Below are 23,647 nucleotides of genomic sequence, written 5' to 3'. Positions count from 1 at the left end.
CGATTACGCTACGGTGAGCGTTTTACGAGACTTGGTGAAGCATATTTTGGGTTTGAGTGGTCGAAGAGTGATTAGGGCTCAGCAAAAAGTGACTGTCGTCCTCGACATCGAAATCGGGCACTAGTTTTCCCGCTCGGCCTTTGATGATCGACATACAACGCGAGTCCGTAGCGAGTGAGGCGGGTGAAAACGATCGAAGCTACTTGAGTTTCGATTGATCGCGGCGCGGCTTGATTGTTTCGTCGATCTTGCCACCCTGCTTTGCCGCATTCTTAGCGAAGCGAGATTTAACCACGGCGGCGTCGCTTTTGGGCAGGAAGGATTTCAATTTTGCGATGACAACTTCGGCTTCTTGCGGAGTCGTCTGGATCAGGTTGGTCCACTCCATCGGATCGTTTTCAAGGTTGTACAGTTCGTCGACTCCGTTGGCTCGAGTGATGTAGTGCCATTGTTCGGACATCACGCTGTGATTGCCTTTTCCCGCAGTCGTGATAGTTGGTTGCCAGGCAAGGCTCGGGTCATCCAACAGCGGCGCAATCGAGGTGCCGTCGAGTTTCTTTTCGGGAAGACCGCAAAGTTCGATGAGCGTCGGATACAGATCAATCAAATTCACGTTTCGGGTGCAATCCTGTCGCTGATTCATTCCAGGGATTTGAATGATCAGCGGCAACTGGGTGGATTCTCGCCACAGTGACGCTTTGCGGAATTTCAGTTTTTCGCCAAGGTGCCAGCCATGATCGCCCCAGATGACGACGATCGTATTTTCGGCATGAGCACTATTGGCCAATGCATCGAGGACAACGCCCACACATTCGTCCGCGTAACTGATCGAAGCCATGTAGGCACGAACGGCTTCCTTCATGACCCCGTATTCTTGACACCACTGAAAATCAACATGCGGTTTGAATGCCTTCTTACCATCGGGGGTCAGAATGTCGTCGAGGTCGTCCATCCGGTATTCCGGAACCTTCACTGAATCGAGATCATAGAGGTCAAAATATTTCTGAGGCGCGTAAAACGGTAGATGCGGCTTCGAGAAACCGACCGCCATGAAGAACGGTTTGTCAAAATCCTCTTTCAATTTTCCCTCAAACCACTTCGCCGTTTCATAGTCTTTCGTACCTTCGTTCCCGCCCAGCAGGGGCCCGAAGGCAAAGCTTGAACCACCGCTTTCAGTGTGCTTTGGGTTCACCAGCTTTTTTCCGTTCACGATGCCTTGGTCACGAAAATTGAGTTGTGCGGGGTCCGGCTTTCCGCCGCCTTTGGAATTCTGCCACACATCAAACGCCCACTGCCCCTGATCCGATCCGTTCCCTGTGGTGTGAGCGTGAAAGATTTTGCCGCGAGAGATGGTCCGGTAACCGTTCTGGGAGAAGTATTCTGGCAGCGTTGCATGTGACTGCACGATGTTCGAATCGAGCATGTTGTTGGCGTTGCCGTACAGTCCTGTTGTCGCCGGCATGAAACCTGACAATAGTGCCGATCGCGATGGACCGCATACCGGGCCAGGACAACTTGCGTTGCGAAAGACCATTGCTGTTTCTGCAAAACGGTCGATGTGAGGCGTTCTGCACTGGGGATGCCCGCCGTACACGCCGACCCAATCGTTCAGATCATCGACCGCAATGAACAGCACGTTTGGTGCGTCGTCTGAAAACGCCTGATGGGCAACTGAGACGTGTTGAGAGAAAACCCCTAACGCAAGCAGCACGATCGCGGTTTTGGCGACGGTTCGAATCGACCTAAAACCGTTCATGCGGATCTTTTCGTGATACAGAGACGGCTTGGTTTGGGATCGTACGGTGTTCATGGGGTGACCTTGGCGGTGTGTTTGCATTTGCCTGCTTTGTCGTTTCGTTTTTCGTAAAGCAGTGGGCCGTTCGCTGGCGGCAACCGTTATCACGGACATTGGCATTGACAAGCCAATAAAATGCCGACAATTCCATTTTGCGGTAACTCTCGCCTAGCGAACGCTTATCGTAGTGGGTGATGGTGAGGTGAAACCACCTCGGTCTGTGGGATTGTCACTGCCAAGACCATGCCTCCTCCCTTAACCGAAACCGTTGATGCCTGAAGGACACACGATTCACCGGATCGCCCGCGACCATCGGGTTTGGTTTTCTGGTCAAACGATCAGCTTAACGTCGCCACAAGGACGATTCGGAGCGGAAGCAAGAACACTTGACGGTTGTCGACTGCAAGATGTGACGGCGCGCGGCAAGCATTTGTTTTACCACTGGAGTCCGCAGGAAATTGTTCACATCCATTTGGGGCTGTATGGAAAATTCCGCATTCATAAAAATCCTGCTCCCGAGCCTCGCGGCGCGGTAAGGGTGCGGATGGTCGGGCAAGAACGTTCGTTCGACTTGAACGGCCCCACCTGCTGCGAACTGATCGATGCGGAAAAGTTTGTCGCGATTAAGAATCGGCTCGGGCAGGATCCGCTGTGCAAAGATGCGTGCCCCGAAACGCTCTGGCAGCGTATGAGTCGAAGTCGATCTGCGATTGGCACGCTATTGTTGAACCAATCGGTCATTGCGGGTGTTGGAAATATCTACCGAGCTGAAATCCTTTTCTTGCTCGGCATTCATCCCGAGACGCCCGCCAATCAGCTTTCTCGTGAGCAGTTCGATTGCTTATGGGAGTTAACCGGTAACCTGCTAAAGACCGGCGTTAAATACAATCGGATCATCACGGTCGACCCTGGGCTTTTCAACAAACCTCTTAGCAAATTGAAATCTTCAGAGCGTCTCTGCGTTTACAAACAATCAAATTGCCGAAACTGCAACACAAAAATCGAAGACTGGTTGCTGGGCAACCGCAAAATCTTTGCGTGCAGTAAATGTCAGAAAATGCGAAGCTAGCGAATTGCAATGCAATCGCGACGCGACATTTGAAGTGCCATGGCAAATCGCCGCCTTTATTGCCATTCCTCTAAGATGCCTTGGACGTTATCCGGGGCTGTGCATCTGAAATTGGGACGGAGTCGTGGGCGACGGTGCCGCAGGGTGGCCGAGCAGTTTGCAATCGAAAGCGAGTTGACCAATGCGTTTTACAGAAGATGAGATTGTTGCCGCGAAACGGCTACATGAGTGTGGCTTGCCATGGGAACCGCAGGCGGGACACTACGTTTTTGACGAAACGGGGTTTTGCGAACAGTCGTCACCATTCCAAGAAAAAGTCTATTTCATTTTAAACTACTCTTACTTCATGCGAATCGTTGGCGGCGTGAAGCGGTTCACGGAGATCATGGTATGGTTGCCAACCTGGGAGGACCTGCGAGAGGTTTTGCGAGACTTGGGATTGTCTGACATTGAGGTGGCCAACTACTTGGACGAACGGCAGGCTACTGGATTGGGATCTGAGCGATTGGCACTTTATCAATTGGTCCAAGATTGCTTGTCGAAATCCGCCACTTCACCCCAAGAAGTCCAATCATCGGATCAGACAGAAAGCTGAAAGCATGATGGTGATGGTGATCGCATGATTGCGTACAGCGACAGGAACGCTAGCGAAGTTTCTCTAGAAATTTTTCGGCCTTGGACAAGTGTTGCTCTCGCTTCGTGGTGTCCATTTTCTTTGCCATGCTACACATCATCGCCCACCTTGGATTCTTGCTCAATTCGTCGACGTGGTTCCAGATCCAGCGCCAATACAAGCCGTCCCAAATTTCGCACCACGGCTCTTTTTTGTAGTGGCTCATCTTGCGAATGTACGACGATCCCGAAAAGTACGGCTTCGTCGTTATTTTTCCTCCGTCAGCGTTTTGGCTCATGGCATAAACATTTGGAACCATTACCCAGTCGTAGCTGTCAATGAACATTTCCATGAACCATTGGTAAATGTCATCGGGATCGATTTCGCACAAAAACATGAAGCCGCCTAGCACCATCAAACGCTCGATGTGATGGCAATAGCCCGTATCCAGAATCCGCCGGATCGTATCGTCAACTGGGGCGATGCCGGTCGTTGCATTGTAGAAACTGTCGGGCATGGCTCGATGGTGTTGCCATCGATTGGTCGTTCGCATGGGAACGCCAAGATCTTCATAGGTCGCCCGCATGAACTCGCGCCAGCCAATGACTTGCCGCAAGAATCCTTCCAGCGAGTTTAGTGGAACAGTGTTTTTTTCGGCATAAGCAATGGATGCATCGACCACATCGTCGGGGGTTAGCAAGCCAGTATTCAACGCCGGCGTCAGCACGCTATGCCAGAGCCACGACTCGCCGGCGGCGATTGCATCTTCGTAGTCGCCGAAATGGTCAAAGCGATTGGCCAGAAAGTGATCTAGCCACTTCTTTGCGGATCGATGCGACGTGGGATAGTAGAGTTGGTCGAGGCTGCCCGGATGATCCGAGAAACGTTTCGCCACGTAGTCGCGGGCTTCGTCGTCTATCTTGTCCCGATCAAGCGTCGGTATCTCTGGGACGGTCGCGAGCAGTTTCTTGGGAATCTTCTTTCGGTTCTCGTCGTCGAAACTCCACTGGCCACCTTGCGGTTGATCACCGTCCATCAGGATGTCCAATCGCTGACGCTGCCACTTGTAAAAGTCAGCCATGAACCATCGTTTCTTGCCAGCGCGGTATTCCCGGTTCTGCTCAGGTGAGTTAAGAAATCCGGGGTTGGGCAGTACTTGTCCGTCCATGCCCAGATTTTCACATGCCTTGTGAAGACGCTTTTGCAAAACGAAGTCCGTCGGATCGATGTAGCACAGCGTATGGTCTGGCCGGTCCTTCGGATCGATCGATTTCGCTAGCTGGTCAGCGAGTTCGGCTCCGAAGTCGACGTACTGCGTCTCGTAGCCTTGCTCTTGAAGGTCAGCCTCGTACCGTTTCATGCTGGCACGATGCAACCACAGTTTTTGCTTATGGAAACGCATCGCGTAACGGTGATCTGAAAAAAAGAGAGGGTCCTCAAACAGGATCACGCGAGACGGATTGAGCTCGAGACCGGGGTGCTTGGCAAATAGTTGGTTTGGGAAAATCAGCAGGATCATTATTTCTTTGGCTTCGCATCTCGATGAATTCAATCGGCGTCTTTTTTCGGTTCAGTGCGTCTTGCTAGCGGACCGGTGAAAGTGTAGCCACAGGGGAAATGGACCGGAGAGCCACCACGTTTGCCGATTTCGTCGCGTGGACCGAGGTGGTCTTGTCTGATCTCTACAATATTGAAAAACTCTTTGAACTTTGCCAAATTTGGGCGACAGAATGGACAACGGCGGGATCTATCATTCGCTTCCCAAGCCCCTTTTGGAACGAACACGATTGGTTGGTCCCAACCAAGTGCCCAGCCGAGGTGAATTTGTCCTCTACTGGATGCGGGCAGCAATCCGCACAGACGAAAACCCGGCACTCAATGTTGCGATCGAGCTTGCGAATCGTTTGGAATTGCCGCTGTTGGTCTACCAGGGACTTTCTGAACGATACCCGTTCGCATCAGATCGTCATCACACGTTTGTTTTGCAGGGGGCTCGCGATGTGCAGTTGGAAATGGCTAGGCGAAACCTTCCTTACGCCTTGCATGTTGAACGGTCGGGGCATCGCGGTCCGCATCTGAAGACGCTCGCGCAAAACGCATCGTCCGTCGTTACCGAAGACATGCCCACCGAACCGCTGCGAAGCTGGACCCTTTCACTAAGCCGCAAGATTTCTGGTGCGTTGGTGGTTGTCGATACGGCATGTGTCGTGCCCATGCGGTTAGTCGGGCGAAGCTACGAGCGTGCTTTTGAATACCGCGACGCTACAAGAGACCTATATTCGCAGCGAGTTTCAGTACCGCCCAATGATTCCGTGCTTGGGAATTCCGTGTTTGGGACGAACGGCCGAGCGTCGATCGACCTGCCGTTTGAGCCGATTGATTTGCAAGACTGCGACATCGCCAGTTTAGTTGGTCAGTGTGAAATTGATCACTCGATTGGTCCCGTATCGCATTCGCCCGGCGGATCCATCGCGGGCTACCGACGCTGGCAGGAATTCAGAAACAAAGGGCTGTCAAGCTATGCCCGTCGGCGGAACGACGTCGTCGATGATGGGGTAAGCCGAATGTCGCCTTACCTTCACTACGGCATGGTGGCTCCCACGCGAATCGCCCGCGAAGCAACAGCAGATCAGTCAGCCGGCGCTGAGAAGTTTCTGGATGAGTTATTGATTTGGCGAGAACTGTCCTACGCCTTTTGCCATTATCGCCGAGACCATGGCAGAGTCTCGGCGATTCCAAATTGGGCTCGCGAGACTCTGCGCGAACACAAGCGGGACTCTCGCGATCTATTGTCGTGGGAAACGATGGCTCGCGGCCGCACTGGCGATTCGATTTGGGATGCTGCTCAGCGATCTCTGTTGATGCATGGCGAGTTGCACAACAACGTTCGGATGACGTGGGGCAAGGCGGTCTTGAAGTGGACTCCCGACGCAAAGCGGGCACTTGCTCGCTTGATTGATCTGAACCATCGCTATGCCTTGGACGGACGAGACCCTGCATCTTATGGTGGGATTCTATGGTGTTTGGGGCAATTCGATCGTCCTTTCTCGCCGGTGCAACCTGTGTATGGAACCGTTCGAAATCGCCCAACGGATCAACATGCCAAACGAATCGATTCCATCGCCTACCAACGCAAGGTCACGCGACCGCTGTGGAACCCGGTTCCGAAAGTGGCGGTGATCGGAGCTGGAATTTCAGGTCTGACGTGCGCTCGAACACTTGCTGATCACGGCTGCGACGTCAGCGTCTTTGATAAGAGTCGTGGAGTGAGTGGCCGCATGTCGACGCGAAGGCTCGAGGATGCGATCAGCTTTGATCATGGAGCCCAGTATTTCACCGCTCGTGACGGTCGCTTCAAAAGGTATGTCGAATCGTGGATCGATGATGGAATCGTTCAGCGATGGGATGGACGAATCGTTGCCGTTGAAAAAGGCGTCGTCTATTCTGAGAAAGTAGGTGACCAACGTTTCGTGGCAGTGCCCGGTATGAGTGCGCTTGGCAAGCACCTGGCATCAGACTTGAAGATGTGCCTGGGAGCTCAGGTCGTAGCGCCCGAACGAGCGAATGACAAATGGCAGCTCGCTACCGATGATGGATCCGACTTGGGCGAATTCGATTACGTGGTCGTTGCAGTGCCTTCGCATCAGGCGACCTCTCTGCTGGTAAACGCCCCAGGTCTGGCCGAGCAAGCGAGCGGTGTCAAGATGAACGGATGCTGGGCGGTGATGCTGGCGTTCGAGCAATCGTTGAACATCGGCTTTGACGGAGCTTTCGTTCAGCAGTCGCCGTTGTCATGGATCGCCCGCAACAACAGCAAACCTGGTCGGAACGGCGATCGCGAGACGTGGGTTTTGCATGCTGACGCCGAGTGGACCGAGGCACACATGGAAGACTCGCCTGGCGCAATCGAATCGTTCTTGATCGCAGAATTCTTTCGAGCGGTAGGTGGAATAAATGTTGAGCCAAGCTACTCGGCAATCCATCGTTGGCGATTCGCAATTCCGCAAGACCCACTTTCCGCTGATTGTCTGTTGGACGTTCAACGAAACATTGGGGCTTGCGGTGACTGGTGTGGCGGACCGCGAGTGGAAGGTGCCTTCCTGAGCGGAATGGCGATTGCGGGACGAATCCTGGGGCAGATGAACATGAACGCCGCGCCTCTTTTGCGAATGGACCAGCAGCTTGACCTCTTCTAAATCGACGTCTGTTTCAACTGAGCCAATAGCATTTCGGTTCCCTAGGCTTGTGCTCGCGGCCAGTCATTTTTCGAGAGTTTTTGTGTCACAGGTTTCTGTTGTGGAATGTCGACGGCGGATGGAAACGAGCACTGGTCCTACCATTCAAGGCGTCGATGGAGCTTTGAGATGAACTTCGATCTGTGCATTGGGGTTGATTACTCGGGGGCGAAGACGCCTGTGACTCGCAGCAAGACGTTGCAGGTGTACGCGTCGCATCGTGGCGAAGAACCGTCACGTGTTTCGTCACCCTCCTCGTCAGACAAGTCTTCACGCAATTGGTGTCGACGCGAGATAGCGTGCTGGCTGGCGGACCAAGTTAACCAGGGCAATCGCATCATCGCTGGAATCGATCACGGGTTTTCGTTTCCGATTAGCTACTTTGAACGTTACGGTCTTGAGTCCTGGCCCCAGTTCTTGGCTGACTTTGTTGAGTATTGGCCGACGGATCAGGATCACGTTCACGTCAGCGAAGTCCGGGGACATAACAACAGTTTTGAATCGAAACGAACTGGAACCAACAAGGAATTTCGACTGACTGAAAGATGGTCGAGCTCGGCAAAGTCTGTGTTTCAGTTTGACGTTCAAGGGAGTGTCGCGATGTCGACGCATGCGGGCATCCCATGGCTCCATCAATTGAAAAGCGAGCTAGCCGATCGTATCCACTTTTGGCCGTTTGACGGCTGGGATCCTCCCGAAGACAAGTCAGTCATTGCTGAAATCTACCCTTCGATTTTCAAGAATCGTTATCCGCGTTTAGATCGAACGTGCGATCAGCAGGACGCTTATAGTGTCGCGAAGTGGCTCAGCGAGACTTCTCGAAGCGGTTTCCTAAATCGCTATTTCAACCCACCCCTTAACGATAAAGAACGGACCTGTGCTGAACTCGAAGGTTGGATCCTCGGCATCAGCTAGGTCTGCTAGCCCAAACCAAAGTGACACTCATGCAGTATTACGAACATCGTTTCGACCGTGTTGAAGACTACCTTCACCATCGGTCGCCGTACCTGATGGTGGATCGAATCCTTTCGATCTCTAAAGACGAGGTTCAAACGGAAAAAAGTATCAGCGGTGACGAATTCTATTTGCAAGGACACTTTCCGGGTGCTGCGGTCTTCCCGGGTGCCATGATGCAGGAGTTGAGCACGCAATCAGCGGGCATTTTAATCGCAGCCAAATACAATCCGATGCAAGAATACAACACGCATGATCCTCACTTCAATAAGTTTGCGCTTGGCGTGCTGGTTCGGGTGAGAAATGCAAAATACAGAGGTTTCGCCAAGCCCGGAGAAACCCTAACGGCTCATGTCAAACTCAACGAACACGCATCAAACTTGTTTGATTTCACTGCCAAAATCGCGGTGGATGGCAAGACCGTCATGCGAAACGCTTTTCAGTTGGCAACTGTCGAATCAGAGTTGCTGTATCGTCGACCATAGCACTGGAAATTGACCCGATGGCGACCGAATACAACGATTCATGTTGATCTGGATCGTTGATCCCTGCCGCGGCAAGAGTCATTTGACGCGGTACAAAGGCGTTTATTTCCGACTATCGGTAACCCACACGACGATTTGCGGTTTTTTTGACGTTGCCACTTGACTGGCTTCGTACAGTCTACGGCTCCAAGTGTTTGCGAGCAGTCATCAATAAAATGACTTACCCAACACAAAGTGTCTCTGCAACGAGGTTCCCAATCGGAAACCGGTTGCCCCTCTCGAAGGATGTGAAAAATGAAGAAGTTCGTGCTCGCTCTCGCTGCCACCGTTTTGACTTTGACCAGCTCGGTCACTTCGGTGCAAGCCGATTGCGGAACTTGCGACAAAACGATTGTAGAGGTCGCCGTCGCAGGCGACGATTTCAAGACTCTTGTTGCTGCTGTCAAAGCAGGCGGATTGGTCGAAACTCTGTCAGGTGAAGGTCCATTCACGGTTTTTGCTCCCACGGACGCTGCGTTCGCGAAATTGCCCAAGGGCACGTTGGAATCTCTACTTCTGCCAGAGAACAAGGAGAAGCTGGTTGCTATTTTGAAGTACCACGTTGTCGCTGGAAAAGTGATGGCGAAGGACGTCGTCAAGCTGACCGAAGCCAAGACCGTTCAGGGCTCAGCCGTCCAAATCAAGGTCGTAGAAGGCAAGGTGATGTTGGATAAGGCAACCGTTGTCAAGGCAGACATTCCCTGTAGCAATGGCGTCATCCACGTCATCGACTCGGTAATCTTGCCAAAGGAATAATCGCCTCCTAATTGTCGATTGAGAGTAGAACGCTGGGTGCGACGGTGCCCAGCGTTCTTTTGTTTTTGTGGACTGTTTGCCGATCAGCCTCCTTACCATCGAGAACGCTTTGAACATTCGCTTTCTGGTCGCTGTAGTGTGCATGGCTGTCGGAGCGCCTGCGACACCGGGCTTTGCCCACGTGCCTGCGGAATTTCTGGAGGTCTTTAGTGTCCACGCTGCTTTGCCAGTTGACCACGATGTTGATTTGAAGACTGCCGTTGACCAGGCTCGACGCGAATCAAAGGTGACTGGTCCAACGTACTTTGCACACTCGACCGCGGCGATGGGGCGTTCGTCAGGCGAGACTCCTGCGTTCACGAACTGGTACGCAATTGTTGATCCGGTCGATCAGCCTCGTCGGTCTGTTAGTGTTTTAGATCTAGTCCGTGGCAGCAAGGAGAAGATGCTAACGCTTGGAAAAGCGGAATTTCTGTTGTGTCCGTCGCAGTCGATCACGACGGGTGCACCTGCTCCCATACCCGACGGACTTGACTTCTATAAGGCCTACAGGGTCGTTGATGGGCCAAAGGTCAGCATGGCGGTTTCCGTTGGCGGTTCTGGATCGTCGCAACGCCAACTTGGGAAGCCGCTTTACGTTTGTATCGCGACCCAGCAATGGCATCACGAGGCGACCGTTACCCCTTCTCATCCTAGAGACTGCTTTGTCGTTTACGAGTTGGATGAAGTTAAAGCTGAATCCACCGTCAGTACGATTGACCAGTTCGGGTTAAACGAATTGCGACGGACGAAGTCCGTATGGCTTTGTGTGCACGGTGCGATTCTGACGAAACTCGTGGACTAATCTTCAAACGTACTTGCGCGTCGCGGACAACCTACCGTCACTTGAACGCTCGCTCGGAAGCCATTTGCCTTTCTTTTTACAAGCAAATTGCTGAGCATTTCATACGCCGGCACCATTTAGGTGTTACTGCGATTGTACCGGCAATCGACCGCAACCGTTTTGCGACAGTTGGGAATGCAATCAAAGTGAGTCGCGGTTATTCACCCAACTGATTATTGCGGATGCACCTCAAAGCTTCGCAGATATGCGCCTCGGCAACGCACGTGCCTATTGTGATTGATGGTATTTGTTGCGATTCACATCTAGCTGAGAAAGTCTGGCAAGATTTACGATATCATACGCAGGCGAATAGCTGCCGCGATCGAATCACCGGGAAGTAGCGACGCGCAACGTCGAGACCCAAGTCTCTTGACAGCTAGTAGGGTCATTTTCGTTTTGAAAGGTCCGTCGTGATACGCACATTTACCGTTTTTTCGATGGTTTTGGTCTCCGCTGCAATTTCGTCTGTCCAGGACGGCGGCAGTTTTGTTGACCTGTTCAACGACAAGGACCCGAGTGGTTGGACGCAGCGGAACGGAACTGCGACGTATCGAGCCGAAGACGATTCAATCGTTGGCAAAACAATGGTGGGGCAGCCCGAACTTGTTCCTATGCCTGGAATCGGCGCTGGTCAGGTGCCGTACGAAGTTCGTCGGCGAAATCTAACGAGTCGCGAACTGTAAAGCGATCACCGTTTGCATTTTCTTAACATACGCATTAGCAACAGGCTTCGTCATGCGACCCATCGTTCAAATTTCGCTCGACCTAACCAATATCGACGAAGCCCTCGATACGGCCCGCTTAGCAATGCGAGCTGGCGTGGATTGGTTGGAAGCGGGTACGCCGCTGATTCTTGCGGAGGGATTGCATGGCGTGCGTGCGCTTCGCGAAGCCTTTCCTAGTACGCCGATTGTCGCTGACTTGAAGACGATGGACGGTGGATATTTGGAAGTCGAGATGATGGCAAAGGCCGGTGCGACGCATGTCGTTGTGATGGCTCGGGCGCACGAAGAAACGATTCGCTGTGTCGTGAAAGCGGGTGCTGATTTTGGTTGCAAGGTAATGGGCGACAACATGGTCTGTGATGACATGGTGGCGGGAGCAAAGTGGTTGGAGGATCTCGGTTGCGATTTTGTGATTCATCACATTGGTTATGATGAGCGGCGCGGTATCGCGGCACGCGGCCAGCGGATGCCAAGCCCGCTAGACCAGCTTCGGCAAGTAGTGGATGCGGTAAAGATTCCCGTTCAAGCCGTTGGCGGACTTTCGCTAGAGCAAGCAATTGAGTGTCCAAAGTACGGTGCACCGCTGGTGGTCCTGGGGGCTCCCTTGACCATCGACGCAGACGCATTCAAAACGGCAGATGGAGATCTGGAAGCTTCGCTGCGAATGATCTGTGATGCCGTTCACTCGCAAGACGTAGGTTAAAAAATGAAATCAGCTGCTGTTGTGAACTTCGCACCTGAAAAGGGAAGCGTCGAAATTCGCGAGGTCGAAAAACCAGTGATTGGTGCTGACGATGTGCTGCTGGAAGTTGCCAATGTAGGCGTTTGCGGCAGTGACTTGCATCAATGGACAGCCGATCATTCGTGGCCCGTGAACTATCCGGTTGTGCTTGGGCACGAATTTGGCGGACACATCGTCGAGACAGGTTCGGGGGTCGAAGGCTGGAAGGAAGGTGACCGCGTCGTCAGCGAGACCGCAGCGATCATTGACCAGCGAAATCCGATGTCGCGTCGTGGGTTGTATAATCTCGACCCAACGCGAAAAGGATTTGGCTACGGTGTCGACGGCGCGATGACCAAGTACGTGCGTGTCCCGTCGCGGATTTTACATTCGGTTCCCGATTCGCTCGCGTTCGAACACGCTTGCCTGACCGAGCCTTGCTGCGTGGCTTACAACGCGGTTGTTCGCAATGCGAGAATCGAACCGGGAGATCGTGTTGTCGTTCTCGGTCCTGGAACAATTGGCATTCTTTGCGCAGCGATGGCCCGACTATGCGGAGCCGAGGTCGCATTGGTTGGCCTCGAATCGGATCGTCATCGACTGGCGATTGCAAGTGAACATTACGGATCTGAAGGAATCGTTGGGGATCCAATGGACTGGGCGCGCCGGCGTGACGGCCTGGGGTGCGATGGTGTGATCGACGCAGCAGGTGCCAGCGCGACGCTGAAGATTGCGATTGACATCGTGCGACCGGCGGGCTGGATCAGCAAGGTCGGCTGGGGGCCACAGTCGCTGGGATTCAATCTCGATCCGTTGGTGCAAAAGAACGTCACTCTGCAAGGTAGCTTCAGTCACAACTGGCCGATTTGGGAACGTGTGCTGGCGCTGTTGGCCAGTGGTCAACTGGACGTCAAGCCGATCATTGGCGGTGTGTGGCCCATCGACAAGTGGCACGATGCGTTTGAAAAAATGCACAAGGGCGAGGTTGTGAAGTCAGTGTTAAAACCGATTTGAGTCTCTGACTTCAGATTCATTTTTATCGCAAACGAAAGGACCACGCTCGTGCCAAAACTTGCTGCGTTTCCAAAAGCTTACATGCAAGCCCTGTGCAAAGACGGCACGATGAAGCTCGCCGAGTGGTTTGAGCTTGCGACTACTTTGGATGTCGAGGGTTTAGAGTTTTACGCTGGCTTCATTGAAATGGATGACGAAGCGAAGTGGTCTGGGTTCCGCAGGCAGGTCGAAGATCTTGGCATGTCCATTCCCATGCTTTGTTGTTCGCCCGACTTCACGCATCCCGACGCTGCGTTTCGAGAGCGAGAGATCGCCAAGCAGAAACGTTGGATCGATATGACTGACGCACTGGGTGGAAACTATTGCCGAGTCCTCAGTGGCCAGCGTCGACCCGAATTGACGATTCAAGAAGGCGTTGGTTTGGCCGCCGATAGCATCAAGGCCTGTTTGCCATACGCGCAAGAACGAAACATCACGCTGATTCTCGAAAACCACTACAAGGACGATTTCTGGGAGTACCCCGAGTTTGCTCAGGCGATGGATGTGTTTTGTGACCTCGTTGCCGCGATCGACCATCCCAACTTTGGTGTTAACTACGACCCCAGCAACGCGTTCCTCGCCGGCGATGATCCGATCGAGTTACTCAAGCGAGTGTCGCACCGCGTCGTCACCATGCATGCGAGCGATCGCTATTTGTTAGAAGGTACGATCGAAGACTTACGACGCGAGGAAGGTGGATCGCCAGGTTACGCAAAACGACTCAGTCATGGCGAGATTGGCAAAGGGCTGAACGACTACGATGCGATCTTCAGCGAACTGAAAGGCAAAGGCTTTGACGGCTGGATCAGCATCGAAGACGGCGTTGATGGTATTGATCAACTAAGGCGAAGCGCCGAATTTTTGCGTAGAAAAATCGCACAGCATTGGCCATCGCCAGCGTCTGCTCGGCTTCCACCAGGTGAGCCTGGTCTCTGACTTCAGTAAGTCAGCTGGATCAAGCGACCATTGCAGGTTCGCAATGCAATCGATGCTGGTAAAGTCGAGAAACAGTTTTCGATCACCTGGCCTGCCTTGCCCTGGCGTTTCGTGAATCAATCAAGCAAACAAATCCGCATGGGCTGGGTCGCCTGCTATTTGCTGGGAGATACGTTCGGCTAGCGCTGAGATTGTCATCAGCGGATTGCATCCGATCGAGGTGGGGATGATCGACCCGTCGGCAACGTAAAGACCGGTATGGATGGATGGCGTTTCCAAACCCGTGGCGGCATCCCATTGGCCGCCTCGCGATGCATCAAAAACTCGCCCGCAATCATCGACGACACCATTTCGTGGATCATCAGCCATCGCGCATCCCCCCAGTGGGTGCACGGTGATTAAGTTGTCGCCAAAGATTTTCAGGTATTTGTATTTGCCGCCATGGGCGGCAGCGACCTTAGCGAATTCACGGCGGATTAGTTTTCGATAGGGGCTGTCTTTCAAGCCGGGCCACTTCACGCTGCCCAGTCCATCGTCGCCCAGCACCACTCGCCCCGCCGCGCCGTCGTGCCCCATGCCAAGCATCACTAGTGTCTGGTCAAGATCCATGTCTTGCATCAAAAGACCTAGCACGTTGGCGTATGATCGCGAGACGCTGCCATCTTGAATCAGCACTCGCTCAGACAACCTGGTGCGGCCTGGGTAAGTCAGATTCGTCTGAATCGTGGGGCCGACCGCACAACCGCTTTGAGCAAACGCGCTGAAGCCGCCAATGTTGGTCAAGTGATCGCTCTTTCGAATGAAGCCAACTGCGTCACCGTTGGTGGTCCAGCGATGGCCAACACGATCAGAAACGGATAAGCCAGCCGAGCGACTGCGTAGCAAGATTTCGTTGCTGCCGATACTACCCGCACCGACGACCACCATTCGAGTGGTTGTCGTTCCAGACTGCGTGCAAAGTTTGCCTTCGCGATCCGGGTGAAAATTGTTGAAGTGAATTCGGTAGTGATCACAAAGTTTTTCGATCCGGACCACTTCGGTGTGCGTGTAGATTTCAGCGCCGTGTCGTCGAGCAAGCGGAAGGTAGTTCATCGCCAGCGTGTTCTTGGCGCCGACATTGCAGCCTGCCGTGCAGTCGCCGCAATCGATGCATCCACGTTGCCGTAAACCTTGACGATTCAAGATAGCGGCCGTCTCATTCTTGCTGCCGCGAGTCACCGTTAGCGAAGCTGGTTCGAAATTTGCACCGCAAATTTCCAGACGCTTGGCCGCCAATCGTTGGCTTCGCATTTTCGGACTGGCGTCGATCGATTCAACACGGGCGTCTAGCTCCAAACTGGCGCGGTCGTAGTACGGATCCAGCACGCGTCGATCACGTAGGGCCGCGGGCCAGTCCGTCTGGTTGAAGCAATCCGCATCGGGGCGAATCGCAACATTGGCGTTGATCAACGACGAACCGCCCAATCCGTTGCCCGACAAGACGTTCACTTCGTCATTCTGCATCGCGTTGAACAGGCCGATCGGATTGTCGATCGTTTTTTTGTTCGGACCGAGCATTTGGTATCGCGATTGCTTCATCGCGCCGGCAAACGTATCTGCAAAGGTTCCCGGAATCCACTCGCGTCCACGTTCCAAAACCGCCAATCGAACACCGGACTGTTTCGCCATCGCCAAACGGGCCGCACAGATCGATGCTCCGTAGCCTGATCCAATTACGACGATGTCAAAATCCCAAGGGCCGGTTGCGGCGCTGCGTGTCTGGTGAAATAACGCATGCCCATGGCGGGCAAGTGATCCGCCAAACGGTTTCATGTTTGCGGCATGATCGGCGATTGCCCGTTCTTTAAATTCACTCGACCCCGTCCGCGCGCGGTCAACGATCACTGGCAATGATCGGACTAACGCGAAGTCAGCGCTGGCGCGTGGTGATGCAATCGAACTAGCTGCGCTGGCAACAAGCGCCGCGGTCGATTTCAATACGTTTCGTCGGGTTTCCATAGACACTGGTATCGGTGGGCGAGCGGCCGAGACTTCCGCGTCGAGCGTTACAATCGCGTTAGCGTGATGTCCACGGTGAACGGTTGTGTCGATCGTAACGCTAGCAGCGATCCCCTCAGTTTTCCCAATGCCGGCGGGGCGACAAAGCCGGATTGTCCATGGCATGTTCGCTACACAGGTTGAAGCCAAGTTTCACGAAACGATTGCGGCAGTCACAAGGTCAGCCGACAAAGTGGATCGAGCTTGTTTGGTTCGTTAAGATGGGTGTCCAGTCGCTTTGTAGATGGTCATCGCCTCGATAGCAGCCCAATTTTTCAATTTATGAGCAACTTTCTGATGTTCCGTTTTCTGCTTTGCCGTCAAGTTTGTTTTGTCGGAGTGGTTGCCATGTTGACTGGTTTTGGTGAAGTCGGCGGCGAAGATATCGTTACGGCTCTGGCAAATCTCAGATCGACAGATCTTGAAATACAAATGCCGACTGGCGATGACGTGGTGACCAGCATTGAGCTGCGCGAACATCGTTATGTGTTCAACCGCCGAACACTCGTTGATGCTTATCAAGCAGTTGGTGCACGAAGCGAAAAGTGGGACGACGCCGCGGTCGAGTTTCTTGATGACATGGCCAAGTACTTTTCGCGGACGGGTGGGAATTTTTGCTCGGCAAAGCTGGCAAACAAAGGCGAGAAAGTCATCGAACTCGGGTGCGAGGATCCGTTGGTTCGGTACTGTCGGGCCGTGATGATGAGCGACGGCGATGCATCGGATTCGGACCGTGGCAAAGCGATGCAAATGATCGAAGACGTGTATCCGTTGATCGTGGTGCGACGCTATCCAGCGATCCGCTGTTTCGCCGCGGCCGACCGTCTTCGCAAATTCTATGAGGCCAAAGATGGCGAAAGCCAGAGAGCCAAAAAGTACTTTGACGAATGTTGGCGTCACTCGTTACAGATGATCGTCCAGGATGATTCGTCGAATCCCGAATCGCTGCCCATCGTTGATTCGGCGTTGAAGTTCTTTCACGCGATGCCGCTCAAACTCCGAGGCAACTACTTCTTCACTGCCAAGAAGTTGGAGAAAGAATCACCGTGGTTGGTCAACGTGATCGGCGGCGAACTGCATCTCGATAAAGCGTGGGCCGAGCGCGGCGGCGGCTGGGGCTATAACGTCAGTGATTCAGACTGGGAAGGGTTCGCGGAACATTTGAAGCGTGCCGAAAACTGCTTCAAACGAGCCTGGGAGATCTGCCCCGAACGTCCACACGCGGCGACCGGCATGATCACAGTATCCATGGGGGCGTCCGAAAACCCACGCCAAGCGATGCAGGTGTGGTTCCAGCGTGCCATCGATGCGCAACTCGACTATTCGTTTGCCTATCACCGGATGTTCAACGGACTGAGACCGCGCTGGCATGGATCGCACGAACAGATGTTACAGCTCGGACGGTTGGCGGCTTCAACGCAGCGCTACGACACCGACGTGCCGTACATGTTGTGCGAATCGCTGTGGAGGATCTTGCATGATTTCCAGAATGACGAGGGCGATGGTTTTTTGCGTGAAAACGAAGTCTTTGACGAAGTCGAATCGGTTTGCCGCAAGTACATCGATCATTATCAGCAACAGGAATGCGAATCGCCCTGGTGGCAGACCGTATTGACCGGGTTCGCGTTTTTGGACCAGCGTTACGAACTTGCGAAGGATCAAATCAACGAACTCGATGGTGAACTGAACGAAGAAGCGCTGAGCCGATTTCCGCTCAGTAGTGATGCCGTGATTTCGAAAGTCTTTCGAAGCGTTGGCCCCCAACATGATGCGATCGCCGCGATCGACGCGGCGATGAAAAAGGCGGAGTACGGCAACGCGATGGTGTTGATCGAATCGCTGTTAAAAGGGGAAGGATTGCGACCACAAGTGATCGGCTCGCTGCGCTCGGACTTGCAGGCCGCAAAGTGGTTGACACAGTTTGCGACCGGTGAAGAGGTCAGCTTGCTTCCGGAGAAGGATCTGGCCGGTTGGTTGATCCTGTCGGGAAAGTGGATAAGTCGTCCCACTGGCGCGCTGCGTGGGGAATCGGGTGAGTCCAATCGCAACGGTTTGATGACTACTTGCCAAGCCGATTTTGGGCAGCGGTGGGTGTTGACGGGCGAGATCGCGCGCGGCGGTGGTCGTGCTTCACACGGAACAGCAGGCGTCTATTTGTACGAAGGTCGCGATCGAAAATACTCGTTCGTTTACAACCATGCGTCTCAGTGGATGAGCTATGGCGCCATCGGTGAACTGAGTACGAACGAGCGCAGGTTCGTCCCGAAATCAATCGTCGTGCCGTTTGAGATCCGATTCGAGCAAGGTGAAATCAACGTGTGGATGGACTACCGCGAATTGGTCAAGAAATACAAACTGACCGACTACGATCCGCAGGCTGCATTGTCGATCGCACTCGGTACGGTGATCGAACACGATGGCACCGTACTGACGTATCGCAATTTAAAAGTGAAACGTTTACCAGAAAATGACTAGTGGGTCAGCGTGCCTTGGATGGGAGATTGGGTGTCGTTCGCATTTGCAGAGCGCAAAACCCAAATTTGCGGAATCCACTTGAACAGACAGGAGTCAAATGCTGTGTTCGGCATGCTGCTCAGGTACATTGATCGATCCCGCCCCTCCAATGAGTACGTGTTTATGCGCCAGATCCTCTCGCCAACTTCGGTCATTTTCGCTTGTGCATGTTCCGTGCTGTTGACTGCGGCCGAGCCGGATCTGGTGACCTGGAAGACGCAGCAACTGTCGTCAGAATTTTATAGCGAGTCTGCGACAACAGGCGACTTCAATCGCGATGGGCTGACGGACATTGCGTCCGGTCCGTTTTGGTACGAAGGACCTGATTTTCAATCATCGAATCGTTTTTATACTGGCGACGCGTTTGACCCGCACGCGTACTCGAATAACTTCTTTGCCTTCACCGACGACTTCAATGGCGACGGTTGGGACGACATCCTGGTTTACGGATTTCCGGGCAAAGACGCATCGTGGTTTGAAAACCCCAAGGGTCAAGATCGTTTTTGGCCGCGTCATCAAGTACTGGACAGCGTCGATAACGAATCACCAACTTATGCCGATATCAATGGGGACGGAAAACGAGACGTTGTCTGTAGCAGCGATGGTTATTTTGGCTTTGCCGAAGTTCAACGCGATCATCCGGCGGCAAAATGGAAGTTCCGACGGATAAGCGATCAGTCAGCGGGCGGCAAGTTTACGCATGGTTTGGGCGTCGGCGATATCGATGGCGATGGACGAATGGACTTGATCGAAAAAAGTGGATGGTGGCAGCAGCCCGAGTCTTTGGACGGTGATTCGGTCTGGACGAAGCATCCGTTTGAGTTCGCACCCGGTCGTGGTTCGGCGCAAATGTTTGCCTATGATGTCGACGGCGATGGCGATAACGACGTCGTCACGTCGTTGGATGCACACGGGTACGGGTTGGCATGGTACGAGCAAACCGGTGGCGATGGCGAAGTGCAGCGTGACTTTATTGTGCACCGCATTCTTGGATCCAAGGCAGACGAGAGTCCCTTTGGTGTGGTCTTTTCTCAGCTTCATGCGGTCAAACTCGTCGACGTCAACGGCGACGGACTTAAGGACATCGTCACTGGAAAACGATGGTGGGCACATGGACCTCATGGTGATGCCGATCCGAATGATCCGGCCGTTCTGTATTGGTTTGAGCTGAGTCGATCTGCCGAAGGAACGGTCACTTGGATTCCTCATCTTGTGGACGATGCGTCCGGTGTCGGAACGGATCTGTGCGTGGCTGACCTCAACGGTGATCAAGCACCTGATGTGATCGTTGGCAACAAAAAAGGAACGTTCGTCAGCCTGCAAAAGCGAACCCCGGCCAACGCGGGCGACAGCAGCCGGACTCAACCTCGACCAACTGAACTGAATGCGATCAGCGAGACGGCAGGCCTGCCAACAAACGAAGGCTTGTCGCCGATCGAGGCCGCCGAGGCAATGACGGTTCCCGAAGGATTCCGAGTGCAATTAGCAGCTGGTGAACCGATGGTTCACCAGCCGATCGCGATGACGTTCGACCATCGCGGGCGATTGTGGATCGCCGAAGCTCACACGTATCCGGTTCGTGCTCCCGAAGGCGAAGGTGACGACAAAATTATTATTTTGGAAGATGTGGATCACGACGGTGTGTTCGACAAGCGAACGGTTTTTGTCGAAGGATTGAACTTGGTCAGCGGCCTAGAGGTTGGGTTTGGCGGCGTATGGGTCGGCGCGGCACCTTACTTGATGTTCATTCCCGATGCGGACGGTGATGATGTGCCGGACGGCCCCGAGCAAATTTTGTTAGACGGATTCGGATACCACGATACTCACGAAGTACTGAACGCGTTCACTTGGGGACCCGACGGATGGTTGTACGGTTGTCACGGCGTGTTCACTCATTCATTGGTCGGAAAACCGGGCACGGTAAAAGACGATCGTACTCCGCTTAACTGTGGCGTATGGCGATACCATCCGATTCGGCATCAGTTCGAAGTATTTGCGAGAGGAACCAGTAACCCGTGGGGAGTCGATTTCAACGAGTATGGGCAAACGTTTATCACGGCGTGTGTGATTCCGCACATGTTCCACATGATTCAAGGCGGCCGATACCATCGCCAAGGCGGACAACATTTTAATCCGCATATTTACGAAGACATTCAAACGATCGCGGACCACGCGCACTATGCCGGCAATATCCGCGACCATGCTTGGTGGGGACGAGATCAACCCGCCGGTGCAGACGATACTCATGCGGCGGGCGGTGGCCACGCCCACTGTGGTGCGATGATCTACTTGGCCGATAATTGGCCGCATCAGTATCGCGGGTCCATCTTCATGGCGAATGTTCATGGCAACCGCATCAACAACGACATTCTCAGTCGTCAAGGCAGCGGCTATGTTGCTTCGCACGGATCCGACGTGCTGTTTGCAAACGACCGTTGGTTTCGCGCAATCAATATGAGGTACGGCCCCGACGGCAGCGTCTACATGATCGACTGGTATGACAAAAACGCTTGTCACCGCGCGGACAAAGAAATCTGGGACCGAAGCAACGGGCGGGTGTACCGAGTATCGTTCGGTGCCACCGACTGGCCGGGGCTGTCGCTTGACAGCGCCACGATGCACGAACTGGCATTGTTGCATCGCAGCACCAACGAAAACCACGTGCGAACCGCTCGCCGGTTGATGCAAGAAAAACTGCTGCTGCGTGGCGAATCGGTCGACGCGGAGGATCGCGTGGTGGCGATCAAGTCGCTGCGAGAAATCGCGATGGGCAATGAAGAAGTCTCGTTGCGATTACGAGCGATCTGGACCCTGCACTGCGTCGGTGAACTTGGCGACGCTGATTTAGAAGCGTTGCTGCATGAAAGTGGGCACAAGTCGGAATACTTGCGAGCTTGGGCGATCCAGCTTGCCATGGAAGACTCCGCCGCCAGTCAGGCACTGCTGACGCGTTTCGCCGAGATGGCGAGCAGCGATTCGTCATCGCTGGTTCGACTTTATCTCGCGTCGGCGCTTCAACGTCTGCCAATCGAATCGCGATGGGCGATCGCAGCAGGTTTGCTCAGCCACGCTGATGATGCGAACGATTCGAACTTGCCATTGATGTATTGGTATGGCATCGAACCACTTGTGCCAGTTGACACGGATCGGGTATTCGCGCTAGCGTCTGCCTATCGGATTCCAAAGGTCAGCCAATTTATCTTCCGCCGTGCCGCGGCCGATGAGGATAGCATCGGTGCGCTGCTAACATCGCTTGGCAAGACGGATAAAGCAGAAATGCAAGCCATCATGCTCGGCGAAGTCGTTGCGGCGATCAAGAATCAAGGCAAATTGCGGATGCCCACGGCATGGCCCGACGTTTACGCCAAGCTGACGGCCAGCAATGACGCAAAGATCCGCCAGCAAGCTCAACTGGTTACCGTCAAGTTCGGCGATGCGTCGATTTTTCCAGTGCTGCGGTCGATTGCGAGTGACAGTGCGGCGTCAACTGAGCAGCGGACCAGCGCGTTGCAAGCACTGATTGCCGGCAAAGACAATGCGTTGGTGCCGACCTTGATTTCAATCTTGGACGACGATGTCATGCGAGCAATGGCGATCCGTGCGATGGCGGGTTACGACGATGCGAAGATTCCCGACGCGATCCTGGCTCGCTACCAAACGCTTTCGCCTAGCGAACGATCCGACGCCGTGGCAGCGCTGTCATCGCGATCCGCCTGGGCGCACAAGCTGCTGGGTGCCGTCGAAGATGGTATCGTCGACCGAAAAGATCTGTCAGCGTTTACGATTCGGCAAATGCAATCGCTTGGCGACGCGGAGATTTCCGAACTGATCAACAGGACTTGGGGGTCGATGCGAGCGACGACGGCGGACAAGAAGCAGCAGATCGAACAATGGAAACAACGGCTCACACCGGAGACGCTGCAATCCGCGAATCGGTCGCACGGACGTTTGCTCTACAACAACACCTGCGGAAAATGCCACCAGCTATTCGGTCAAGGCGAAAAAATTGGTCCCGACATTACGGGCAGCAACCGTGGTGACTTGGACTACACGCTGCAAAACATCTTGGACCCAAGCGCGTTGGTCGGCCGTGATTATCAGGCCACCACGATCGTGACGATCGACGGCCGAACAATCAATGGTCTCGTGCGTGAAACGAACGAAACCGCCATCGTGATTCAAACGGCCAATGAACGTTTGGTTGTCGATCGCGGCGATATCGAAGCACAGAAGTTGACCGAGGTGTCCATGATGCCGGACGGACAACTCGATCAACTGAAGCCGGATGAAGTCGTCGACCTGATAGCCTATTTGGCGAGTCCGACACAGGTGCCGTTGCCTGGCGAAGGACCTGTGCTTAACGAAACAAGCGGGCGTGTCGAGGGAGCACTAGAAGGTGAGTCGCTGCACGTTGCAAAGATCAGTGGGGGCAACGTGAGTCCGCAAGGAATGGGCAATTTCAAAGCGGGCAAGTGGAGCGGCAATGCTCATCTGTGGTGGACGGGTGGAAAGACAGGCGATCGACTGAGTTTGACCGTTCCGGTGAATAAGGCTGGGCGTTACGAAGTATTTGTCGCGATGACCCAAGCACGCGACTACGGAATCGTCCGTTTCGCCGTGAATGATTCGCAGGTGGCTGAGAGATTCGATCTGTTCAACGGACCCAATGTCGTTTCGACGGGGCCGGTTTCACTCGGCACGTTCGAATTGGCGTCGGGCGACAATGCACTGCACGTTTCTATCGAGGGAACGAATCCGCATGCTGCGCCCGCATTCATGTTTGGTCTGGACTATGTTCATTTAAATCAAGCGATGCCAAGCAATTAGTCGCT

The 23,647-nt window shown here is 53.8% G+C and carries 16 protein-coding genes; 13 read left to right on the top strand and 3 right to left on the bottom strand.

The window, feature by feature from the left end; genetic code table 11:
• Window positions 1-199 precede the first annotated feature (199 nt).
• Window positions 200-1,810, bottom strand: a complete 1,611-nt coding sequence (locus Poly59_RS12250; RefSeq protein ID WP_186776197.1) for a sulfatase — start codon at window positions 1,808-1,810, stop codon at window positions 200-202.
• A 256-nt stretch (window positions 1,811-2,066) separates the two neighbouring features.
• Between Poly59_RS12250 and Poly59_RS12245 the strand changes: the two genes are divergently transcribed.
• Together Poly59_RS12245 and Poly59_RS12240 are read left to right on the top strand one after the other, a co-directional pair.
• Window positions 2,067-2,864 (top strand): Fpg/Nei family DNA glycosylase, encoded by a 798-nt coding sequence (locus Poly59_RS12245; protein WP_146534284.1) that lies wholly within the window; start codon window positions 2,067-2,069, stop codon window positions 2,862-2,864.
• Between the two features lie 181 nt (window positions 2,865-3,045).
• Window positions 3,046-3,459: a hypothetical protein gene (locus Poly59_RS12240; protein ID WP_146534283.1), complete on the top strand. Its 414-nt coding sequence runs from the start codon at window positions 3,046-3,048 to the stop codon at window positions 3,457-3,459.
• 49 nt (window positions 3,460-3,508) lie between these two features.
• On the opposite strand, the gene Poly59_RS12235 is transcribed toward Poly59_RS12240, so the two are convergent.
• Window positions 3,509-4,996, bottom strand: coding sequence for a cryptochrome/photolyase family protein (locus Poly59_RS12235; protein WP_146534282.1), 1,488 nt, complete (start codon window positions 4,994-4,996; stop codon window positions 3,509-3,511).
• A 211-nt stretch (window positions 4,997-5,207) separates the two neighbouring features.
• On the opposite strand from Poly59_RS12235, the gene Poly59_RS12230 reads away from it, so the two are divergent.
• The 9 genes from Poly59_RS12230 (at window position 5,208) to Poly59_RS12190 (ending at window position 14,264) form a co-directional block, all read left to right on the top strand.
• A complete protein-coding gene (locus tag Poly59_RS12230; RefSeq protein ID WP_246151580.1) occupies window positions 5,208-7,673 on the top strand; it encodes an FAD-dependent oxidoreductase in 2,466 nt (821 codons plus the stop codon).
• A gap of 168 nt (window positions 7,674-7,841) precedes the next feature.
• Window positions 7,842-8,627: a hypothetical protein gene (locus Poly59_RS12225; protein ID WP_146534281.1), complete on the top strand. Its 786-nt coding sequence runs from the start codon at window positions 7,842-7,844 to the stop codon at window positions 8,625-8,627.
• Between the two features lie 29 nt (window positions 8,628-8,656).
• Entirely contained in the window at window positions 8,657-9,151 is a 495-nt protein-coding gene (locus Poly59_RS12220; RefSeq protein ID WP_146534280.1) for a 3-hydroxyacyl-ACP dehydratase FabZ family protein, read from the top strand.
• A gap of 294 nt (window positions 9,152-9,445) precedes the next feature.
• Window positions 9,446-9,946: a fasciclin domain-containing protein gene (locus Poly59_RS12215; protein WP_146534279.1), complete on the top strand. Its 501-nt coding sequence runs from the start codon at window positions 9,446-9,448 to the stop codon at window positions 9,944-9,946.
• Window positions 9,947-10,055: 109 nt separating this feature from the next.
• The gene (locus tag Poly59_RS12210; RefSeq protein WP_146534278.1) at window positions 10,056-10,790 is read left to right on the top strand and encodes a DUF7450 family protein; all 735 of its coding nucleotides are present in this window, start codon (window positions 10,056-10,058) and stop codon (window positions 10,788-10,790) included.
• 449 nt (window positions 10,791-11,239) lie between these two features.
• A complete protein-coding gene (locus Poly59_RS29435; RefSeq protein ID WP_222436084.1) occupies window positions 11,240-11,512 on the top strand; it encodes a DUF1080 domain-containing protein in 273 nt (90 codons plus the stop codon).
• 52 nt (window positions 11,513-11,564) lie between these two features.
• Window positions 11,565-12,257 (top strand): orotidine 5'-phosphate decarboxylase / HUMPS family protein, encoded by a 693-nt coding sequence (locus Poly59_RS12200; protein WP_146534277.1) that lies wholly within the window; start codon window positions 11,565-11,567, stop codon window positions 12,255-12,257.
• A 3-nt stretch (window positions 12,258-12,260) separates the two neighbouring features.
• Window positions 12,261-13,289 (top strand): zinc-binding dehydrogenase, encoded by a 1,029-nt coding sequence (locus Poly59_RS12195; protein ID WP_146534276.1) that lies wholly within the window; start codon window positions 12,261-12,263, stop codon window positions 13,287-13,289.
• Window positions 13,290-13,337: 48 nt separating this feature from the next.
• A complete protein-coding gene (locus tag Poly59_RS12190; protein ID WP_146534275.1) occupies window positions 13,338-14,264 on the top strand; it encodes a sugar phosphate isomerase/epimerase family protein in 927 nt (308 codons plus the stop codon).
• A 120-nt stretch (window positions 14,265-14,384) separates the two neighbouring features.
• Here the strand turns inward: Poly59_RS12190 and Poly59_RS12185 are convergent, their stop codons facing one another.
• Window positions 14,385-16,427 carry a GMC family oxidoreductase N-terminal domain-containing protein gene (locus Poly59_RS12185; RefSeq protein WP_146534274.1) on the bottom strand — a complete coding sequence of 681 codons (2,043 nt, stop codon included), beginning with the start codon at window positions 16,425-16,427 and terminating at the stop codon, window positions 14,385-14,387.
• 222 nt (window positions 16,428-16,649) lie between these two features.
• Between Poly59_RS12185 and Poly59_RS12180 the strand changes: the two genes are divergently transcribed.
• Both Poly59_RS12180 and Poly59_RS12175 read left to right on the top strand, forming a co-directional pair.
• Window positions 16,650-18,776, top strand: a complete 2,127-nt coding sequence (locus Poly59_RS12180; RefSeq protein WP_146534273.1) for a hypothetical protein — start codon at window positions 16,650-16,652, stop codon at window positions 18,774-18,776.
• A gap of 162 nt (window positions 18,777-18,938) precedes the next feature.
• Window positions 18,939-23,642: a PVC-type heme-binding CxxCH protein gene (locus Poly59_RS12175; RefSeq protein ID WP_222436083.1), complete on the top strand. Its 4,704-nt coding sequence runs from the start codon at window positions 18,939-18,941 to the stop codon at window positions 23,640-23,642.
• Window positions 23,643-23,647: the final 5 nt, after the last annotated feature.

It is taken from the genome of Rubripirellula reticaptiva, from assembly GCF_007860175.1.
GTDB classification, from domain to species: Bacteria; Planctomycetota; Planctomycetia; order Pirellulales; family Pirellulaceae; genus Rubripirellula; species Rubripirellula reticaptiva.
Note: the sequence above shows the minus strand (reverse complement) of the source record. Positions and strands in the feature narration are given on the sequence as shown.